The organism is Sphingomonas pokkalii (assembly GCF_003096275.1).
GTDB lineage: Bacteria > Pseudomonadota > Alphaproteobacteria > Sphingomonadales > Sphingomonadaceae > Sphingomonas > Sphingomonas pokkalii.
The window spans coordinates 293,768-313,009 of the sequence record NZ_QENQ01000001.1; the positions used below are offsets into that span (position 1 = coordinate 293,768).

At 68.4% G+C, this 19,242-nt stretch carries 18 protein-coding genes and 1 tRNA gene; 12 read left to right on the plus strand and 7 right to left on the minus strand.

What is annotated here, in order from left to right:
• Positions 1-16 precede the first annotated feature (16 nt).
• Both DD559_RS01415 and hemW read left to right on the plus strand, forming a co-directional pair.
• Positions 17-90 (plus strand) — tRNA-Gly (locus DD559_RS01415).
• Positions 91-101: 11 nt separating this feature from the next.
• Positions 102-1,244, plus strand: coding sequence for a radical SAM family heme chaperone HemW (hemW, locus tag DD559_RS01420; protein ID WP_116467616.1), 1,143 nt, complete (start codon positions 102-104; stop codon positions 1,242-1,244).
• 62 nt (positions 1,245-1,306) lie between these two features.
• Here the strand turns inward: hemW and DD559_RS01425 are convergent, their stop codons facing one another.
• Positions 1,307-2,506, minus strand: coding sequence for a penicillin-binding protein activator (locus tag DD559_RS01425; protein ID WP_116467617.1), 1,200 nt, complete (start codon positions 2,504-2,506; stop codon positions 1,307-1,309).
• A gap of 11 nt (positions 2,507-2,517) precedes the next feature.
• Here DD559_RS01425 and rsmI point away from each other — a divergent pair, with 11 nt between their 5' ends.
• The 4 genes from rsmI to DD559_RS01445 are packed head-to-tail and all read left to right on the plus strand — an operon-like array spanning position 2,518 to position 5,291.
• Positions 2,518-3,351, plus strand: coding sequence for a 16S rRNA (cytidine(1402)-2'-O)-methyltransferase (gene rsmI / locus DD559_RS01430; RefSeq protein WP_116467618.1), 834 nt, complete (start codon positions 2,518-2,520; stop codon positions 3,349-3,351).
• Positions 3,348-3,701: a YraN family protein gene (locus DD559_RS01435; protein ID WP_116467619.1), complete on the plus strand. Its 354-nt coding sequence runs from the start codon at positions 3,348-3,350 to the stop codon at positions 3,699-3,701. The genes rsmI and DD559_RS01435 overlap by 4 nt, the downstream gene beginning before the upstream one ends.
• Before the next feature lie 31 nt (positions 3,702-3,732).
• Positions 3,733-4,689, plus strand: a complete 957-nt coding sequence (gene gshB / locus DD559_RS01440) for a glutathione synthase (RefSeq protein WP_116467620.1) — start codon at positions 3,733-3,735, stop codon at positions 4,687-4,689.
• Positions 4,690-4,703: 14 nt separating this feature from the next.
• On the plus strand, positions 4,704-5,291 hold the full coding sequence (locus tag DD559_RS01445; RefSeq protein WP_116467621.1) for a DedA family protein: 588 nt from the start codon (positions 4,704-4,706) through the stop codon (positions 5,289-5,291).
• 18 nt (positions 5,292-5,309) lie between these two features.
• Here the strand turns inward: DD559_RS01445 and DD559_RS01450 are convergent, their stop codons facing one another.
• The 4 genes from DD559_RS01450 to DD559_RS01465 form a co-directional block, all read right to left on the minus strand.
• The gene (locus DD559_RS01450; RefSeq protein ID WP_116467622.1) at positions 5,310-6,203 is read right to left on the minus strand and encodes a tyrosine recombinase XerC; all 894 of its coding nucleotides are present in this window, start codon (positions 6,201-6,203) and stop codon (positions 5,310-5,312) included.
• A 277-nt stretch (positions 6,204-6,480) separates the two neighbouring features.
• Positions 6,481-7,134 (minus strand): fructose-6-phosphate aldolase, encoded by a 654-nt coding sequence (gene fsa / locus DD559_RS01455; protein ID WP_116467623.1) that lies wholly within the window; start codon positions 7,132-7,134, stop codon positions 6,481-6,483.
• A gap of 35 nt (positions 7,135-7,169) precedes the next feature.
• Entirely contained in the window at positions 7,170-7,586 is a 417-nt protein-coding gene (locus DD559_RS01460; RefSeq protein ID WP_116467624.1) for a hypothetical protein, read from the minus strand.
• A gap of 64 nt (positions 7,587-7,650) precedes the next feature.
• Positions 7,651-8,118, minus strand: coding sequence for a hypothetical protein (locus tag DD559_RS01465; protein WP_116467625.1), 468 nt, complete (start codon positions 8,116-8,118; stop codon positions 7,651-7,653).
• A gap of 78 nt (positions 8,119-8,196) precedes the next feature.
• Here DD559_RS01465 and DD559_RS01470 point away from each other — a divergent pair, with 78 nt between their 5' ends.
• The 3 genes from DD559_RS01470 (at position 8,197) to DD559_RS01480 (ending at position 13,594) form a co-directional block, all read left to right on the plus strand.
• A complete protein-coding gene (locus DD559_RS01470; RefSeq protein ID WP_116467626.1) occupies positions 8,197-10,362 on the plus strand; it encodes a primosomal protein N' in 2,166 nt (721 codons plus the stop codon).
• Positions 10,363-10,446: 84 nt separating this feature from the next.
• On the plus strand, positions 10,447-11,982 hold the full coding sequence (locus DD559_RS01475) for a hypothetical protein (RefSeq protein WP_116467627.1): 1,536 nt from the start codon (positions 10,447-10,449) through the stop codon (positions 11,980-11,982).
• 61 nt (positions 11,983-12,043) lie between these two features.
• On the plus strand, positions 12,044-13,594 hold the full coding sequence (locus DD559_RS01480) for a S1C family serine protease (protein WP_240610075.1): 1,551 nt from the start codon (positions 12,044-12,046) through the stop codon (positions 13,592-13,594).
• A 3-nt stretch (positions 13,595-13,597) separates the two neighbouring features.
• Here the strand turns inward: DD559_RS01480 and ada are convergent, their stop codons facing one another.
• Together ada and DD559_RS01490 are read right to left on the minus strand one after the other, a co-directional pair.
• A complete protein-coding gene (ada, locus tag DD559_RS01485) occupies positions 13,598-14,641 on the minus strand; it encodes a bifunctional DNA-binding transcriptional regulator/O6-methylguanine-DNA methyltransferase Ada (RefSeq protein ID WP_116467628.1) in 1,044 nt (347 codons plus the stop codon).
• A gap of 49 nt (positions 14,642-14,690) precedes the next feature.
• Positions 14,691-15,071, minus strand: a complete 381-nt coding sequence (locus DD559_RS01490; protein WP_165830947.1) for a PilZ domain-containing protein — start codon at positions 15,069-15,071, stop codon at positions 14,691-14,693.
• Positions 15,072-15,354: 283 nt separating this feature from the next.
• Between DD559_RS01490 and DD559_RS01495 the strand changes: the two genes are divergently transcribed.
• The 3 genes from DD559_RS01495 to atpA all read left to right on the plus strand — a co-directional run bounded on the left by DD559_RS01495 (position 15,355) and on the right by atpA (position 19,239).
• Positions 15,355-16,824 (plus strand): DEAD/DEAH box helicase, encoded by a 1,470-nt coding sequence (locus DD559_RS01495; RefSeq protein WP_116467630.1) that lies wholly within the window; start codon positions 15,355-15,357, stop codon positions 16,822-16,824.
• A gap of 318 nt (positions 16,825-17,142) precedes the next feature.
• Positions 17,143-17,697 carry a F0F1 ATP synthase subunit delta gene (locus tag DD559_RS01500; RefSeq protein WP_116467631.1) on the plus strand — a complete coding sequence of 185 codons (555 nt, stop codon included), beginning with the start codon at positions 17,143-17,145 and terminating at the stop codon, positions 17,695-17,697.
• 12 nt (positions 17,698-17,709) lie between these two features.
• Positions 17,710-19,239 (plus strand): F0F1 ATP synthase subunit alpha, encoded by a 1,530-nt coding sequence (atpA, locus tag DD559_RS01505; protein WP_116467632.1) that lies wholly within the window; start codon positions 17,710-17,712, stop codon positions 19,237-19,239.
• Positions 19,240-19,242 lie beyond the last annotated feature (3 nt).

A 19,242-nucleotide genomic window follows, 5' to 3' on the forward strand; every position in this document is an offset into this window, starting at 1 on the left:
GGCGCATCTGCGTTGGGCGGGTATAGCACAATGGTAGTGCAGCAGCCTTCCAAGCTGAATACGCGGGTTCGATTCCCGCTACCCGCTCCACCTGACCAAGCATGACAGCCGATCCCGCCCCGCTCGCACTTTATGTGCATTGGCCGTTCTGCGTGTCCAAATGCCCCTATTGCGACTTCAACAGCCATGTCCGCGACGCGGTGGACCAGGCGCGCTGGCGGACAGCGCTGCTGACCGATCTGGCGCATGAGGCGGCAATGCTGCCCGGCCGGCGGCTCGGCTCGATCTTCTTCGGCGGCGGCACCCCCTCGCTGATGCCGCCCGAGACGGTGGCGGCGATCATCGACGCGGCAGCCAGGGCCTGGACGTTCGACGATGGCATCGAGATCACGCTGGAGGCCAACCCATCGTCGGTGGAAGCGGCGCGATTCGCCGATATCGCCGCGGCCGGCGTGAACCGCGTTTCCCTGGGCCTGCAGGCGCTCGACGACGACGCGCTGCGCTTCCTTGGGCGCGCGCACGGCGTGGAAGAAGGGCTGGCCGCGCTGGCCACGGCGCAGGCAGCCTTCCGGCGCGTAAGCTTCGACCTGATCTATGCGCGCCCTGGCCAGTCCCTCGACGCATGGGAGGCGGAGCTGCGCCGCGCGATCGGCTTCGGGACCGAGCATCTGTCGCTGTACCAGCTCACCATCGAGCCCGGCACGCGCTTCGCCACCCTCGCCGCCAAGGGCCAGCTGACGATCCCCGACGCCGATACCGGCGCCGACCTGTTCGAGACGACGCGCGCGATCACCGCCGCCGCAGGCCTGCCGGCCTATGAAATTTCCAATCACGCCCGGCCGGGGGCGGAAAGCCGGCATAACCTGACCTATTGGCGCTATCGCGACTATGCCGGCATCGGCCCCGGCGCGCATGGGCGGCGCGGCGGGCTTGCCACGCTGCGCCACAAGAAGCCGGAGAACTGGCTGACGGCAATCGACCGCAACGGCCATGGCATGGAGCGCGAGGATCGGCTTGCGCCGGTCGACCGCGCCATCGAAGCGCTGCTGATGGGCCTCCGCATCGGTGAGGGCGTGAACCTCGACCGCATTGCCGCCCTGGCCGATGGCGTCCCCCCGATCGACGCGGCCGCGCTCGATCGCATCGTCCGGCAGGGTCTGGCCGAGCGGAGCGGCAGCCGGCTGCGGGTCACCGACGCCGGGATGCCCGTGCTCGAAGCGATCCTGCGCGACGTGGTGGCCTGAACCCTGTAGCCGCGCTCCCGGCGGAAGCCGGAGGGGCGGCGGCGGGAAGCCGCCCTGCTTCGTCAGTTCGCGCTCGCCGGGGCAGCCGATACCGTGATGATCGATCCGTCGCGCACTTCCTGCACCTCCAGCGCGCGGGCGGCGACACCGTCGCGGCCGAAACGGAAGGCGCCGTCGACCCCGCCGAAATCATGGTCGACCAGCATCGAGGCCGGGAAATCGGTGTTGTTCTTCCAGTCGCGGGCGATGCGGACGGTCAACAGAACCGCATCATAGCCGAGCGCCGAGAGGCGATAGGGCGCGGCGCCGAAGCGGGTACGATACTTCACCGCATATTGCCGGTACACGCCGTCGGGCACGCTGGCGAACCAGGAGCCGTTGAGCACGGGCCGGCTGGCGATCGCGGAATCGGTGTTCCACAATTCGGTACCCAAGATGCGCGCAGCCTTGCCGCCGGGCGCGCGCCGCAGCACCGGCACCGCCACCGTTGCGGTTCCGGCGCTGCCCGCGATCAGGATGGCCTGGTACGGCACGCCCGCCAGCTTCGCGATCGCCTGGTTCATCGAACCCGGCCGCGCATCGTAGTTATGCATCGCCAGCACCTTGCCGCCCGCGCTTTCCACCGCGCGCAGGAACGCGGTCGAGGCGCGCTGCCCATAGATCCCCGAAGGGATCAGCCCGGCGAAGTTGGTGATCCCGGTGCCCTTGGCATAGTTCACGACCCGTTCGATCGACTGGGCAGGCGAATAGCCGAGCAGGTACACGCCGCCGCCGGCCGCGCTCGAATCGTTGGAGAAGCTGAGCACCGGCACCCGCGCCTTGCGCGCGACGGGCGCCACCGCGCGGGCATCCTCGGCAAGCAAGGGCCCGAGAATCAGCTTGTTGCCCTCGGCGATCGCACGCTCCGCCGCCGCCAGCGCCCCGCCGGGACCGGCGGTATCATAGCTGGTGATGCGGATCGCATCGGTGTTGGTATCGAGAATCGCCAGCTGCGTCGCGTTCTGCAGCGACCGCCCGAGTCCGGCGTTGTTGCCGCTGAGCGGGACCAGCAACGCCACCCGATGGCGGGCGACATCCTGCGGCAATCCCTGCGAGATCGGCGCGTTCGGCCGCTCTTCCGGCCGCTCGGGCGGTGCCGGGGGCGCCGGGGGCGGACCACCCCGGGGACCGACGCACGCGCTGGCCAGCAGGGCGAGACCGGTGACGGCCAAACGAAGGGACGCGACGCGCCCCGGTTGCGATCTGCCGCTACCCTCTGCCATGACACTCCCCGATGGAAAACACGCTTGCGCCCGGCCTCTATATCGTGGCCACCCCGATCGGCAATCTCGGTGACCTGTCGCCGCGCGCCAGCATGATACTCTCTCAAGCCGATGTGGTTGCAGTGGAAGACAGCCGGGTGACCGCCGGGCTGCTCCGCCACATCGGCGTGAAGCGGCCGATGCTGCCCTATCACGATCACAATGCCGATGCCGTGCGCCCCGGCCTGATCGCCCGCATGGGCAGCGAAGCGGTGGCGCTGGTTTCCGATGCCGGCACGCCGTTGATCTCCGATCCGGGCTACAAGCTGGTCCGCGATGCCCGCGCCGCCGGCCACATGGTGGTGACGATTCCGGGGCCCTGCGCGGCGATCGCCGCACTGACGCTGGCGGGGCTGCCGACCGATCGCTTCTTCTTCCTCGGCTTCCTGCCGAGCAAGGCCCATGCAAGGGCCGAGGCGATTGCGGAGGTGGCCGCCATCCGGGCGACGCTGATCTTCTACGAATCGGGCCCGCGCCTGTCGGCCTGCCTGTCCGCCCTCGCCGAGGGGTTGGGCGACCGCGAGGCGGGCGTCGCGCGCGAGATCACCAAGAAGTTCGAGGAATGCGTGACCGGCACCCTTACCACCCTTGCCGCCCGCTATGCCGAGGCGCCGCCCAAGGGCGAGATCGTCATCGTCGTCGGCCCGCCCGGCGAAGCCCCGCCCGCGACCCTGGAAGACGGCGAGGCGGCGCTGGTGGAAGCCCTTACCCGCCTGCCCGCGTCCAAGGCGGCCGGCGAGGTGGCCAAGAAGCTGGGGCTGGACCGCAAGGCGCTCTATGCCCGGGCGATGGAACTGAAAGGGTGAGGGATCGCCGCGCCGCCGAGCTGCGCGGCCGCGACGGCGAGCGTCGCGCCGCCTGGTGGCTGTGGCTGCGCGGCTGGCGCATCCTCGACCAGCGGGTGCGCACCCCCGCCGGCGAAGTCGACATCGTGGCAAGGCGCGGCACCCTTGTCGCGTTCGTCGAGGTGAAGACCCGCAAGTCCGCCGCGGAACTCGATTACGCCATCGACGAACGCCGCTTGGCCCGGGTCGCCGCCGCCGCCGAACTGCTGATGCCGCGCTATGCCGGGCCCGGCGACGATATCCGCGTCGACGTGATCCTCATTGCCCCGCGCACGCTGCCTCGCCATATCGAGAATGCCTGGATCGGGTGACCTAGCCCGGCAAGACACCCAAGGAGGCCCAATGTCGCTCACCGTCGCCGTGCAGATGGACCCGCTCGATTCGATCAACATCGCAGGCGATTCGACCTTCGCGCTGATGCTCTCCGCCCAGGCGCGCGGGCATAGGCTGTTCCACTACGCCCCCGAGGACCTGAACTACAGCGCCGGCCGCGTCTGGACCAAGGCGCATCCGGTGACCGTGCAGCGGGTGGCAGGCAATCACTTCAGCTTCGGCGATCCCGTGAGCCTCGATCTCGGCGACGAGGCGGACGTGGTGCTGATGCGCCAGGACCCGCCCTTCGATCTCGGCTATATCACCGCCACCCACCTGCTCGAGCGCATCGCCGACCGGACGCTGGTGGTGAACGATCCCGCCCATGTCCGCAACGCACCCGAAAAGGTCTGGGTGCTCGATTTCGCGCAGTTCATGCCGCCGACGTTGGTCACCCGCTCGGTCGAGGAGGCGAAGGCGTTCCTTGCCGAACATGGCGAGATCGTCGTCAAGCCGCTCCACGGCAATGGCGGCAAGGCGATCTTCAAGATCGGCCGCGACGGCGCCAACCTCTCCTCGCTGATCGAGGTGTTCAACACCGCCTATCGCGAGCCGCACATGGTGCAGGCCTTCCTTCCCGACATCGTGAAGGGCGACAAGCGGATCGTGCTGGTCGATGGCGAGGTCGCCGGCGCGATCAACCGGCTGCCGGGCGAGGGCGAGATCCGATCGAATCTTGCCGTCGGCGGATCGGCGGCGAAGACCGAACTCACCGACAGGGAGAAGGAAATCTGCGCCGTGCTGGGGCCGGACCTGAAGAAGCGCGGGCTCCTTTTCGTCGGCATCGACGTTATCGGAGGGCAATGGCTGACCGAAATCAACGTCACCTCTCCGACAGGAATCGTCGCGATCGACCGGTTCAACGGCACCGATACGGCGGGCATGATCTGGGATGCGATCGAAGGTCGCGTCGCCGCGCGCCGCTAGGCAGCGTTTGAGCGATGGGAGCGATGCTCGCCTGGGGCTATTGGGGCATCTTCCTGCTGATGGTGCTCGAAAACGTCATTCCCCCGGTGCCTTCGGAAGCGATCATGGGAATCGCCGGGATTGGCGCGGCCAAGGGGCATTTCGATCCGGCGCTGCTGGTGCTGGTCGGCACGCTCGGCACCGTGCTGGGCAATTTGTTCTGGTGGGAGATCGGACGCCGGCTCGGCTACGAGCGGCTGAGGCCCTTCGTCGCGCGCTGGGGGCGCTGGCTGACCGTGGAGTGGCACGATGTCGAACGGTTCAAGGGCTATTTCGATCGCTGGGGCGGGCCCACGATCTTCGTCTTTCGCTTCATGCCGTTCGGCCGAACGATCATCTCGCTGCCGGCCGGGCTGATGCACATGCCGTTCTGGCGGTTCTGCGCCTATACGGCGGCGGGGAGCGCGATCTGGAACGCAGCACTGGTCGGTGTGGGCTATGGGCTGGGCGCGGCGGTAGCGGAGATCGACCGGTTCGTGACGCCGGCGATCGTTATCGGGGTTGTCGCGATGCTGATCTTCTATGTGTGGCGCGTGCTGACCTGGAAGCCGCGCCGGGCCTGACTCACGCCCGCGCCTGACTCACGCGCGCGGGTGTGCGGCGCGGTACACGTCCAGCAGATGCGCGGCATCGACCGCGGTATAGACCTGCGTCGAGCTGAGGCTGGCATGGCCCAGCAGCTCCTGCAGCGCGCGCAGGTCCGCGCCGCGGCCGAGCAGGTGCGTCGCGAAGCTGTGCCGCAGCGCGTGCGGCGTGGTGCGATCGGACAGGCCCAGGCTGGCCCGCGCCGAGCGTACCGCCTTGCGAATCGCGCCCGGCGGCAGCGGCCCGCCCTTGGCGCCGCGAAACAGCGGCAGGTCGCGCGCGATTCCCCAGGGGCAGGCGGCGACATAGGCCTCGATTGCCACGCGCACCTCCGGCAGCAGCGGCACGTCGCGGGTCTTGTCGCGCTTGCCGGTAACGCGCAGCGTCGCGCCGAGCGGCAACGCCGCACCAGTTAGCGCCACCGCCTCGCCGATGCGCAGGCCGGCGCCATACAGCAGCAGCAGCACCGCCCAGTCGCGCGCGGCGATCCAGGGTTCGCGCGCCTCGTCCGACGCCCATTCTGCCAGCGCCACCGCCTCGTGCGGCGCGATCGGGCGCGGCAGGCTCTTCTTCACCTTGGGGCCGCGCAGCCGGGGCAGTTGGGCATCGTCGCCGCCGGCGAATTTCAGGAAGGCGCGAATGGCCGAAAGCTCGCGCGCGGCGGACGTGTTCGACAGGCCTTCGTCGCGGCGCACCGAGAGGTAGGCACGCAGGTCTGCCGCGCTGACCTTGGCGAGCGCGTCCTGGGCAACCGGGCCGCCCCAATGGCGCTGGAGAAAGGCAAGCAACCGGATCGCGGTCGCCTCATAGGCGCGGATCGTGTGCGCGGACCGCCGCCGGTCGCGGCCGAGATGCTCGGCGAAGCGGCGCGGCAGGGGGAGGTCGGTCATGGGTGCGGCGGCCCCGCGTTGGGCGGGAGCGCTCCAAAGAGACCGTCGTCATTCCCGCGAAGGCGGGAATCCATTGTCCTGTACGCTGGGGAAAGGAACCGCGGCATCAGCGCCAATGGATCCCCGCCTTCGCGGGGATGACAACGGACTTGAACGGACGCCGTTGCATCGCATGGCTGGGAAGCGGGAAGGCCGCAGCGGAGTCCGAAACTTCCACGTCAGTCTCTCCCCTAGCCCCTCCCGCAAGCGGGAGGGGAATTTACACTTCAGCCCAGACTCAGCCGATCGTCTGGCCGGTCTTCGCCCAATCGGCCATGAACGCCTCGATGCCCTTGTCGGTCAGCGGGTGCTTGACCAGCTGCTTGATCACCGCCGGCGGCGCGGTCATCACGTCGGCGCCGATCTTGGCGGCCTGGAGCACGTGCACCGGATGGCGGACGCTGGCGACCAGGATCTCGGTGGCGAAATCGTAATTGTCGTAGATCAGGCGGATGTCTTCGATCAGGTCCATGCCGTCGAAGCCGATATCGTCGTGCCGGCCGACGAAGGGCGAGATGAAGGTCGCGCCTGCCTTGGCGGCCAGCAGCGCCTGGTTGGCCGAGAAGCAGAGCGTGACGTTGGTCATCGTGCCGTCATCGGTCAGCGCCTTGCACGCCTTGAGGCCATCGATCGTCAGCGGCAGCTTCACCGCCACATTGTCGGCAATCTTGCGGACGATTTCCGCCTCGCGCATCATGCCTGCATAGTCGAGCGCGACCACTTCGGCCGAGACCGGGCCTTCGACGATCGCGCAGATCTCCGCCACCACTTCCAGGAAGTTGCGGCCCGACTTGGCGATCAGCGACGGATTGGTGGTGACGCCATCGAGCAGCCCGGCATCAGCCAGGTCGCGAATGTCGTCGATGATGGCGGTGTCGGCGAAGAACTTCATGGCAGCAAACCTTCCGGTGGAATGTCGGCGCCCGCCTAGCCGACCCGGCCGCCGCGGGCAAACCCTCTCGCGCGATCGCCGTGCACCAGCATCAGCTTCACCTGCGGCGTTTGCAGCTTGGCGATCGTCACCCGATAGGTGCCGGGCTGGAGCCGGTAATAGACGATCTTCGCGATCCCGGCACAGGCGATCCCGTTCCGGCGCGCCTCCATGCGCAGCGGACGGCCCTTTTCCCGCGCCACATCGATCCAGCCGGGCTGATCGGCGACGATGCCGAAGGCGCCCGCCTTGCGGATCGTGACCTGCGTTTCCGCCGCGCCGTTCTTCGCGGGTATCGTCGTCGCGTGACGGGTATCGAGCCCGGTGCCGCTGCGCTCCCACCCGCCAAGGGTTCGCGGAAGCGCCGCGCATTCCGGCGCCATCAACGCCAGTGCAGCTATGATTGTGAGCATCGCCGACTCCCTGGTTCAGCGATCCGGTGTTCTATCTTCGTTCCACAGGCCCGGCAAGATGGATTCAATCGGCCACCAGCATCAGCTTCGCCTTGGCCTGGCGCAGACCGCTCACAAAGACGCGGTAGGTGCCCGGCGCCAACTGGAAACGAACGATCTTGCGGATCGTCGAGCAGTCGGGCCCATGGCCATGCGCGACCGACGCGAGCGCCGCGCCGCCCGCGGCACCCGGCAGCACATCGATCCACCCCGGCTGATCGAGCGCGATGCCGTACCGCCCGGCCTTGGCGATGCGGAATTCGATCATCGCCGCCCGGCCGGGCTTGGCCTGCGCCGGCAGCCCCTTCAGCGTCGCGCCATCCACGGTATCGAGCGATACCGCCTTGTCGCGCACCAGTGCATCGCCCGGCATGTTCCAGCCGGCCAGTGCGGCGGGCAGGCTGGCATCGGTTGCCTTGCAGGCGGTGGTCGCCTGGGCGGGAACCGGCGGGGCAGGCACCGCCTGGGCAAGCAGCAGGGCGAAAACGAGCATCGGCGGATCTCCTCAGAGCGACGAACCGGCGATACGGGATTCCCGTTCCGCGGAAAATGCCCATATGACGGGCCGATCATGGCCCGCGCGCGCATTCTCGTCCTCCATCCGGCTCTGGGGCCGCTCGACTATCGCGTGCCGCCGGGCATGGAGGTCGCGCCCGGCAGCATCGTGATCGTGCCGATCGGCCCGCGCCAGTTCGCCGGCGTGGTGTGGGAAGCCGAGCGGCTGCCGACCGAGGAGATCGGCGACAATCGGTTGCGCGCGATTCTCGCCGTGGCAGACGCGCCGCCGATCCCCGCGCCGGTGCGGCGGCTGATCGAATGGACCGCGGACTATTACCTGGCGCCCCCTTCGGCGGTGCTGGCCATGTCCCTGCGCACCTCCGCTGCCTTCGAGGCCGCGCCGACGATCACCGAATATCGCGCGACCGGGCAGGTGCCGGACCGGCTCACCCCCCAGCGCGCCCAGGCGCTGGAGCGGATCGGCGCGCGGCAGGGGCTGGTGCGCGAACTCGCCGCCATCGCCGAGGTCTCCGACGCGGTGATTCGCGGATTGGTGAAGACCGGCGCGATCGAAGCCATCACCGTCGACACCCAGGCGCCCTATCCGCTGCCCGATCCTGGCTTTGGTCCGCCGCAGCTCAATCCCGCCCAGGCGGCGGTGGCGGGCGGACTGCGCGCGGCGGTGGAAGCCGCCGCCTTCCAGCCCTTCCTGCTCGACGGCGTCACCGGATCGGGCAAGACCGAGGTCTATTTCGAGGCGGTCGCCGCCGCGATCGAAGCCGGCAGGCAGACATTGGTGCTGCTCCCCGAAATCGCGCTGACCGAGCCCTTTCTCACGCGCTTTGCCAGGCGCTTCGGCTGTGAGCCGGTGGCCTGGCATTCGGGCCTGCGCAGTTCCGAGCGGCGCCGGGCATGGCGCGCGATCGCCAGCGGCGAGGCGCTGGTGACGGTGGGCGCGCGCTCGGCCCTGTTCCTGCCCTATCCCAAGCTCGGCCTGATCGTGGTCGACGAGGCGCACGAGACCAGCTTCAAGCAGGAAGAAGGCGTGCACTATCACGCCCGCGACGTGGCGGTGATGCGCGGCATGTTCGAGCGCTGCCCGGTCGTCCTCGCCTCCGCCACCCCGGCGATCGAGACGCGGCACCAGGTCGAGGTCGGCCGCTATGCCGAACTCAAGCTGCCAGGCCGCTACGGCGCCGCCGAACTGCCGAAGATCGAGGCGATCGATCTGATCCGCGAGCCGCCGGAGCGCGGCCGCTGGCTGGCGCCCCGGCTGGTCGCGGCGATCGAGGAGACGCTGAAGCGCGGCGAACAGTCGCTCTTGTTCCTCAACCGGCGCGGCTATGCGCCGCTGACGCTGTGCCGCCACTGCGGCCACCGCTTCCAGTGCCCGAACTGCACGGCATGGATGGTCGAGCACCGGCTGCTCCACCGCCTCTCCTGCCATCACTGCGGCCATACCATGCCGACGCCGAGCATGTGCCCCGAGTGCAAGTCCGACGACACTTTGGTCGCCTGCGGCCCCGGCGTCGAGCGGATCGCCGACGAAGTCGCGGCATTGTGGCCCGAGGCGCGTACCGCGATCGTCACGTCGGACACGCTCTGGTCGCCCGCCAAGGCGGCCGAGTTCGTGTCGCGGATGGAGCATGGCGCGATCGACATCGTCGTCGGCACCCAGCTGGTCACCAAGGGCTATCACTTCCCCAACCTGACCTTGGTCGGCGTGGTCGATGCCGATCTCGGGCTCGACGGCGGCGATCTGCGCGCGTCCGAACGCACCTTTCAGCAGATCATGCAGGTCGCCGGGCGCGCCGGGCGCGGCGAGAAGCCGGGCACCGTGTTCATCCAGACGCACGCCCCCGAGGCACGGGTGATGCAGGCGCTCGTCTCCGGCGATGCCGAGGCCTTCTATGCGGCGGAAACCGAGGCGCGCCGTCACGCCGACGCGCCGCCTTTCGGCCGCTATGCCGCGATCATCGTCTCCTCCGAGGACAAGGCGGCGGCGGAGGAAACCGCACGGATGATCGGCCGCTCGGCGCCGGAAAGCGCAGCGATGCACGTTTATGGCCCCGCGCCTGCACCGCTCGCGATGCTGCGCGGGCGACATCGCTTCCGCCTGCTGGTCCACGCCAAGCGCGGCTTTGCGGTGCAGGATGCGATCCGCGACTGGTTGGGCGCGCTCAGCTGGACCGCGCGGGTGCGCGTGGCGGTGGACGTGGACCCGTATAGCTTCGTCTAGGCAACGCGCATTTTTGCATTTCCGTATAAGTATCGACGCGATATTCCCGCGACGGGGCAATCCGCGCTCCGGGGGGAATGGAACATGAAAGGGTTTGCATCGCTGGCGCTTGTGCTGGCGAGCTTGGTGTCGACGCCGGCGATGGCCGACTGGCGGGTGGCGGAAACCGATCATTTCGTCGTCTATGCCAACACCTCGGAGGCGTCGTTGCGCCGCTATGCCGAGCAGCTGGAGAAGTTCGACAAGGCCTTGCGCCTCACCCGCGGACTGAAGGAATCGCCGCTCGGCAAGGCGGGACGCGTCACCGTCTATTTTGTCGGCAACCAGGACCGGGTGGCGTCGCTTGCCGGGGATTCGGAGATCGCCGGATTCTACATTCCACGCGCGGGCGCCTCGGTAGCGTTCGTGCCGGGCAACATGGGCGGCGACAGCCCGATGGCGTTCAATTCGCAACAGGTGTTGCAGCACGAATATGCCCATCACTTCATGTTCACCAACTGGCCCGATGCGGCCTTTCCCTCCTGGGTTTCCGAAGGCTGGGCGGAATTCAACGCGACGGCGAAGTTCGATCGTGATGGCGCCTTCCAGTTCGGTTCGGCGCCGCAATACCGCGCTTATGGGCTGTTGACCGGCAACCCGCTGCCGATCGAGAAGATCCTCGCGGGTGCCGCCGGCAAGCTGCGATCGGACCAGCGCGACGCGCTCTATGGCCGCGGCTGGGCGCTGATGCATTATCTTACCTTCGAACCGAGCCGCAAAGGCCAGCTTGCTACCTATCTCGACGCGATCAGCCGCGATCGGAAATCGCCCGAAGCCGCTGCCGCCCTGGCTTTCGGCGATCTTCGCGCGCTGCATCGCGAACTGGAGAAGTTTCTCAGCAAACCGCGAATCAGCGGCTTTCGCGTCAAACCCGAAAGTCTGACGATTCCGCCGGTGGCGGTGCGCGTGCTGCGGCCCGGCGAAGCGGCGATCTTGCCGGTGCGCTTCCGCTCCGAAGCGGGGGTGAACGACGAGACCGCACCACCGGTCTATGCCGATGCCCGGAAGATTGCGGCGCATTTTCCCGACGACCCTGCCGTGCAGCGGGGGCTGGCCGAAGCGGCATATGATGCGAAGGACTATGCCGCCGCCCTGACCGCGGCCAACAAGGCCATCGCGGCCGATCCCAAGCTGATCGAGGCGCATTGCTATCGCGCGATGGCGCAGATGGCGATCGCCCTGGCCGCCAAGGACGACCGGCCCGAGACCTGGCTGGAGATCCGCCGCAGCATCGCCCGCGCCAACCGGCTCGATACCGAAGATCCCCGGCCACTGATCCTCTATTTCCGCAGCTATGCGGAACATGGCATGATGCCGCCCAAGGTGGCCCGCGACGGGCTGCTCCACGCCTATGAACTGGCGCCGCAGGATCGCGGGTTGCGGATGCAGACGGCAGCGATGCTGATCGGGGACGGCAAGCTGGAGGAAGCGCGGGCGATGCTGCTCGTGCTCACCTATGATCCCCACGCATCGGGGATGGGCGACGCGGCATCGAAGATGATCGATACGATCGATGCGACCCTGAAGAGCGGCAAGCCTGTCGTCCCCGCGCCGGATGCAACGCCCCGACCCGGACAATAGCCGTGTCAAGCGGGCTTGCACCGGCTTGAACCGCCGCGCCTTTTCGCCGAAAGCGCAGGCCATGGGTTCAACCGGGGTGTTTCCGCAGATGCGGCAGATGATGGTGCTGGTGGCGATGCTGGTCGCCTGGATCGCGCCGGCGCGCGCCGACGATATTTCGGCGGCGGGGCGCGGCGTGGTGCGGATCGTCACCATCGCGGTCGCCGATGACGAAGTGGTCGGCTTCGGCCATGGCAGCGGCTTCGCGGTGGCACCGAACCGCATCGTCACCAACGCCCATGTCGTCGAACTCGCCTCGCGCTACCCCGGCAATGTGGTGATCGGCGTGGTGCCGTCCGAAGGCAGCAAGTCGTTCCAGGGCAAGCTGATCGCCATCGATACCAAGCGCGATCTCGCGCTGATCGAATTCACCGGCACGAAGCTGCCGCCGCTGGCGCTCTTCAATGGCGCGGTCACCGATGGCGAGGCGCTGATCGCGCTCGGCTATCCCGGCAATGTCGATATCGCCACCGCGCGATCGGCGGCGGATTTCATCACCCCGCAGTCGCCGGTGCGCTCGCAGGGCGGCTTTGCCGGGACGCGCACGCTGGAGGGCATTTCGGTGTTGCTCCACACCGCGAACATCGCGCGCGGCAATTCGGGCGGGCCGCTGCTCGACACCTGCGGCAGGGTGCTCGGCGTCAATTCGGCGATCACCAATGCGGAGGAAGGCGATGCCACCTTCGCCTTCGCCATTTCCGATGCGGAGCTGACCGCGTTCCTGCGCGATGCCAAGCAGCCGGTGGTGACGGTGGACGCACCGTGCATCAGCGTCGAACAGCGCATGGCGCTCGACAAGAGTGCCGAGGAAAAGGACCGGGCCGATGCCGCCGCCCGCGTGGCGATGGCCGAATCTGCCGCCGCACGCACCCGCGAAGCCGCCATTGAAAAGGCCCGCGCCGCCAACGAGTCGGCGCGCGAAACCTATATGGCCGGCGCGGCGGTGCTGCTGGTGTTCGGGGCACTGGCGCTGGGCGCGGCGGGGCTGCTGCTCTCGCGCGACCAGCAGCGCCCGGGCATCTGGTCCGCGGTGGGCGGGGGCGCGCTGCTGCTCGGCGCAGTGGCGCTGTTCGTGCTGCGACCGAGCTTCGACGAGGCCGACATCGCCACACCCGGCGACGGCAACAGCAGCGCCGAGGCGAAACTGCCCGCCGGGACGGCGCAGGGGCCGCTGCTCTGCACGATCGTGCCCGACCGCAGCCGCATCACCGTGTCCGCGACGCCGCCGGTGACGCTCAATGCCGGGCCGGACGGCTGCTTCGACGGCGGCACCCAATATGCCGAATCGGGGCGGCGCTGGCAGCGGGTGGTGGTGCCGGAGGACGAGCAGACGGTGTCGATCCGCGAATTCGATCCGGACAGCGAAACCTATAGCGAGACCCGCTACCTGCTCTCTGCCGCCGACATGCAGCGGGTGCGGGAAGTGCGGCCCACCGTGCCGATCAAGCAATGCACCGCCGACCAGGCGGCGCGGGCAAGCCTGGCCAGCCTGCAGCAGTCGATCCGCGCCGCGCTGCCGCCGACCTATAACGAGAAGCTGGTCTATCACTGCGCGCCCGCGGCGGGGCAATAGCATTCACTTCCGCTCGCGCACCCCTTCGCGGGCGCGCAGCTCGCGCTTGCGCGCGAGGCCATAGGCATAGCCGCCCATGCTGCCGTCGCCGCGCTGGGCGCGGTGGCAGGGCACCAGGATCGCCACCGGATTGGCACCGCAGGCCGTTCCCGCCGCGCGCACCGCGGCAGGCGCGCCCGCCATCGCCGCCAGCTGGGCATAGCTGCGCGTCTCACCCGGCGGGATCGCCCGCAGCGCCTGCCACACCGCTTCCTGAAAGGCGGTGCCCCGCACGTCGAGCGGCAGTTCGGCATGGCGGCCCGGCTGTTCGACTTCGGCGACCACCTGCGCGGCGAGGGCGGCCAGCGGCGCGCCCCCTTCCACGATCTGCGCCGCAGGGAAGCGCCGGGCGAGCGCCGCGGCGTCTTCGTCGAAGGCGACGCGGCAGAGCCCCTTGTCGGTGGCCGCGATCAGCAACGGGCCCAGGCTGGTCGCCGCGACCGTCCAGCGGATCGTCACCCCCGCGCCGCCGGCCCGCCAGGCGCCGGGCGTCATCCCCAGCCGGGCATCGGCCTGCTCGTAGAATCGGCTGGGTGCGGCATAGCCGGCCGCATAGATCGCCTGGGTCACGCTTTCCTCCGCAGCGAGCGCCGCCGCCATCCGCCGCGCGCGCAGGCCGCGCGCATAGGCGGCGGGCGTCACGCCGGTGGCGCGCTTGAACAGCCGGTTGAAATGATGGGGCGCATAGCCGACCGCCGCCGCCAGCGCCTCCAGCCCGATCCCCTCCTGCGCCGCTTCGATGAGCTGAGCGGCGCGCGCCACGGCTTCGGCATCGCGCGCCACCTCGTCCGGCCGACAGCGCAGGCAGGGGCGGAATCCCGCCGCCCGCGCATCCGCGCCATCGGCATAGAAACGAACATGCTCGCGCCGCGGGCGCCGGGCGGGACAGCTCGGCTTGCAATAGATTCGCGTGGTGGTGACGGCGACCAGGAAACGGCCGTCCTGCGCGCGATCGCGTGCGGCGAACGCGGCCCAGCAGGCGTCTTCGGACAGGATGCGATCGGTCATGCCGCGATCCTATCGACGAGACGCCGCCACCGCACCCCGCGGCTTGCGTTCAAAGCGACGATTCGTCCGGGATCGATTCGCCGCGCAGCCGCGCCTCCAGCTCCGCCAGCACCGCATCCTGCCCACGAAAGGCACGCTGCAGATCGCGCCGGCCGAGCGGCATCAGGAACTCGCAGCCATGCCGGTCCTGCTCCCGCCACACCACCCGCGCCTCCCGCGCGCCTGCACCGGACAGGCCGATCCAGATGAGTGTGCCCACCGGCAACGCGACATCGGCGACGAACAGGAAGCCGGTACGCGAGAAATTCTCCACCATCGCATCGAAGGGGCGCCCGTCCATCCCGCGTACGGTGGTTTCCCGATGCACAAGAAACCGCACCGCGCCGCGCGCATCCATGCTTCCCCAAACCTCGAGTCTTGCGACCAGCACCTGCGTCGGTTCCCCTGTGGAGCCTCCAGCTTCGCAAATCGGAGTTAACACCTCCTCTATGCCGCAGGCCTTCTTGACGCAGGGCAGCATTACTGCCATATGCCGCCGCGCATCGAGGCTTCAAAGCAGCGTGATCGGCGGCGCGCCCCCAAGGGGGAAGGCTCCGCACGGCTCTGCCTCGTTGATTTCACGGCTTCCCAAATCACGCGGGGCGTCACTTCGTTGACCCCGCCTTCGCGCGCCTTGCAGACGTGCGCGCCGGCCGCATCTATAAGGTTTTCCAATGCAATTCAAAGAACTCGGCCTTTCCGAGACCGTCCTGGCTGCGCTTGCCGCCAAGGGCTATACCGACGCGACCCCCATCCAGGCCCAGTCGATCCCCGCGCTGCTCGAAGGCCGCGACCTGCTCGGCATCGCCCAGACCGGCACCGGCAAGACCGCGGCGTTCATGCTGCCGTCGATCGACCGGCTGATCGCCTCTGGCCGCCGCGCCCAGCCGCGCGGCTGCCGCATGCTCGTCCTCGCGCCGACCCGCGAGCTCGCCGCGCAGATCGCCGACAATGCCAAGCATTATGCCAGCGGCACCGGCCTGCGCATCGCCACCGTGTTCGGCGGCACCTCGGTCCACAAGAACAAGACCGATCTGGCGCGCGGCGTCGACATCCTCGTCGCCACGCCGGGCCGCCTCGTCGACCTGCTCGACCAGTGCTACATGATCCTGCTCGGCATCGAGATCCTGGTGCTCGACGAAGCCGACCAGATGCTCGACCTCGGCTTCATCCATGCGCTGCGCCGCATCGTGAAGGAACTGCCGGCCAAGCGCCAGTCGCTGTTCTTTTCGGCGACCATGCCCAAGTCGATCCGCGAGCTGGCCAGCCAGTTCATCCACAATCCGGTGGAAGTGAAGGTGACCCCGGTCGCCACCACGGCGGAGCGCGTCGAGCAGTTCGTCACCTATGTGAACCAGACCGAGAAGCAGGCGCTGCTGACGATGCAGCTGCGCAATCTCGAGATCGATCGCGCGCTGATCTTCACCCGCACCAAGCATGGCGCCGACCGCGTCGTCCGCCTGCTCGCCGGCAACGGCATCGCCGCCAACGCGATCCACGGCAACAAGAGCCAGCCGCAGCGCGAGCGGGCGCTGGGCGAGTTCCGCTCGGGCAAGGTCAAGCTGATGGTGGCGACCGACATCGCCGCGCGCGGCATCGACGTGTCGGGGGTGAGCCATGTGTTCAACTTCGAGCTGCCCAACGTGCCGGAGCAATATGTCCACCGCATCGGCCGCACCGCGCGCGCCGGCGCCGACGGCATCGCGATCAGCTACTGCGCCGATGACGAGCGTCCATATCTGAAGGACATCGAGCGGCTGACCCGCCAGAAGCTCACCGTGCAGCCGCTGCCGGAGAATTTCAAGGCCGAGGCGGACAAGATCAAGGCAACCCGCTCGCCGATGCCGGCCAGCCGCGACGAGCAGAACGGCCGCAACGGCCGCGCGATGCAGCATGCCCAGGGGCGTCGTGGCGACGGCCAGCCGGCGCGCGGCGGGCGTGGCGGTCCGCGTGGCGATGCGCCGCGTGGCGGCGAGCAGCGCCGGGCCGAGGGTCCGCGCGGCGAGCAGCCGCGTCGCCAGGAGGGGGCCGGCCCTGCCGGTGCCGGCCGCGGTCCGGGCGCCCCCAAGCGCAAGTTCCAGGCACGTCCCGCCGGCGGCGGCAATCGTAGCCAAGGCGGCGGCCAGGGCGGCCGCGCCCGCTGATCGATCGCGCACCGGAATCGGGCTTGAATCGGGTGCGCGCCGTCTAAGGACGGCACGTTCCGGCCGGGCCTGATCGGATCGCAGCCCGATCCGATCGGATTATTTCAGAGGCGGGCGGGTTCACCGCCCGCCTTTTTCTTGCGCGTTTCCTGGCCATGCCCGGACCCGTCCGAAAATGGCTTGTGACGTTTCAGGGACTCGGGTTGCATCGCTGCAATCGCGATGCTAGCAGCCCCGCAACCCATCGGGGGCGCAGTATGCGTCGCCCCCCTTTTGTGCATGGGGTCACTTCCGACCCTCCGAGAGGAAACGAATCGCGTGGAGAATTCCGGCGGTATTCAGGCAAGCCTAAGCGGACGCTACGCAACCGCGCTGTTCGAGCTGGCACGGGACGCCAAGGCCATCGAGGCCGTTGAGGCGAGCCTGGCCACGGTGCGTGCGGCACTCGACGAATCGCCCGAGTTCAAGGCGCTGACCACCAGCCCGCTGATCGGCCGCAAGGACGCCGGCAAGGGCGTGGCCGCCGCGGCGGGTGCGATGGCGCTGGATGCGACGACGACCAAGTTCCTCGGCGTGCTCGCCGAGAACCGCCGTCTGGCGCAGCTGCCGGCGATCATCCGCACCTTCCGCATGCTGGCCACCAGCTATCGCGGTGAAACCACGGCGGAAGTGGCCTCGGCACACCCGCTCGATGCCGAGCAGGTGGACGCGCTGAAGGCACAGCTGCGCACCCGTATCGGCCGCGAGGTCTCGGTCGACCTGTCGGTCGATCCCTCGCTGCTCGGCGGCCTGGTCGTGAAGATCGGCAGCCAGATGATCGATTCGTCGATCAAGACCCGACTGAACTCCCTCGCGCACGCGATGAAAGGCTGAAGGCTCAAGAAGATGGATATCCGCGCCGCAGAAATCTCGAAGGTCATCAAGGACCAGATCGCCAATTTCGGCACCGAAGCACAGGTTTCGGAAATCGGCCAGGTGCTGTCCGTCGGCGACGGCATCGCGCGCATCCACGGTCTGGACAATGTCCAGGCGGGTGAGATGGTCGAATTCGCCAACGGCGTGCAGGGCATGGCGCTCAACCTCGAGGCCGACAATGTCGGCGTCGTGATCTTCGGCTCGGACGCCCAGATCAAGGAAGGCGACACCGTCAAGCGCACCGGCACGATCGTGGACGTCCCCGTCGGCAAGGGCCTGCTCGGCCGCGTCGTCGACGGTCTCGGCAACCCGATCGATGGCAAGGGCCCGATCGAATATACCGAGCGTCGCCGCGTCGAAGTGAAGGCGCCGGGCATCATCCCGCGCAAGTCGGTGCACGAGCCGGTGCAGACCGGCCTCAAGGCGATCGACGCGCTGGTGCCGATCGGCCGTGGCCAGCGCGAGCTGATCATCGGCGACCGCCAGACCGGCAAGACCGCCGTCGCGATCGACACCTTCATCAACCAGAAGGGCCCGAACGCGTCGGACGACGACAAGAAGAAGCTGTTCTGCATCTACGTCGCCGTCGGCCAGAAGCGCTCGACCGTCGCGCAGATCGTCCGCCAGCTCGAAGAGAATGGCGCGATGGAATATTCGATCGTCGTCGCCGCCACCGCGTCGGAGCCGGCCCCGCTGCAGTTCCTCGCGCCCTATACCGGCTGCGCGATGGGCGAGTATTTCCGCGACAACGGCATGCACGCCGTGATCGTGTATGACGATCTTTCGAAGCAGGCCGTCGCCTATCGTCAGATGTCGCTGCTGCTCCGCCGCCCGCCGGGCCGCGAAGCCTATCCGGGCGACGTGTTCTATCTCCACAGCCGCCTGCTCGAGCGCGCCGCGAAGATGAACGACGCCAATGGCTCGGGCTCGCTGACCGCGCTGCCGATCATCGAGACCCAGGCGGGCGACGTGTCGGCCTATATCCCGACCAACGTGATCTCGATCACCGACGGCCAGATCTTCCTCGAGACCAACCTGTTCTACCAGGGCATCCGTCCCGCGATCAACGTGGGTCTGTCGGTGTCGCGCGTCGGTTCGTCGGCGCAGACCAAGGCGATGAAGAAGGTGTCGGGCTCGATCAAGCTCGAGCTCGCCCAGTATCGCGAAATGGCCGCGTTCGCGCAGTTCGGTTCGGACCTCGATGCCTCGACCCAGAAGCTGCTGAATCGTGGTGCGCGCCTGACCGAGCTGCTCAAGCAGCCGCAGTTCAGCCCGCTGCCGTTCGAAGAGCAGACCATCTCGATCTTCGCCGGCACCAACGGCTACCTCGACAATGTCGCGGTGAAGGACGTGGTCCGCTTCGAAGCCGCGATGCTCGCGCACTTCCGTTCGCAGCATGCCGCGGTGCTGGACGAGATCCGCACCACCAAGGCGTTCGAGAACGGCACGCGAGACAAGGTGAAGGCCGTCCTCGACGCCTTCGCCAAGACCTTCGCCTAAGGA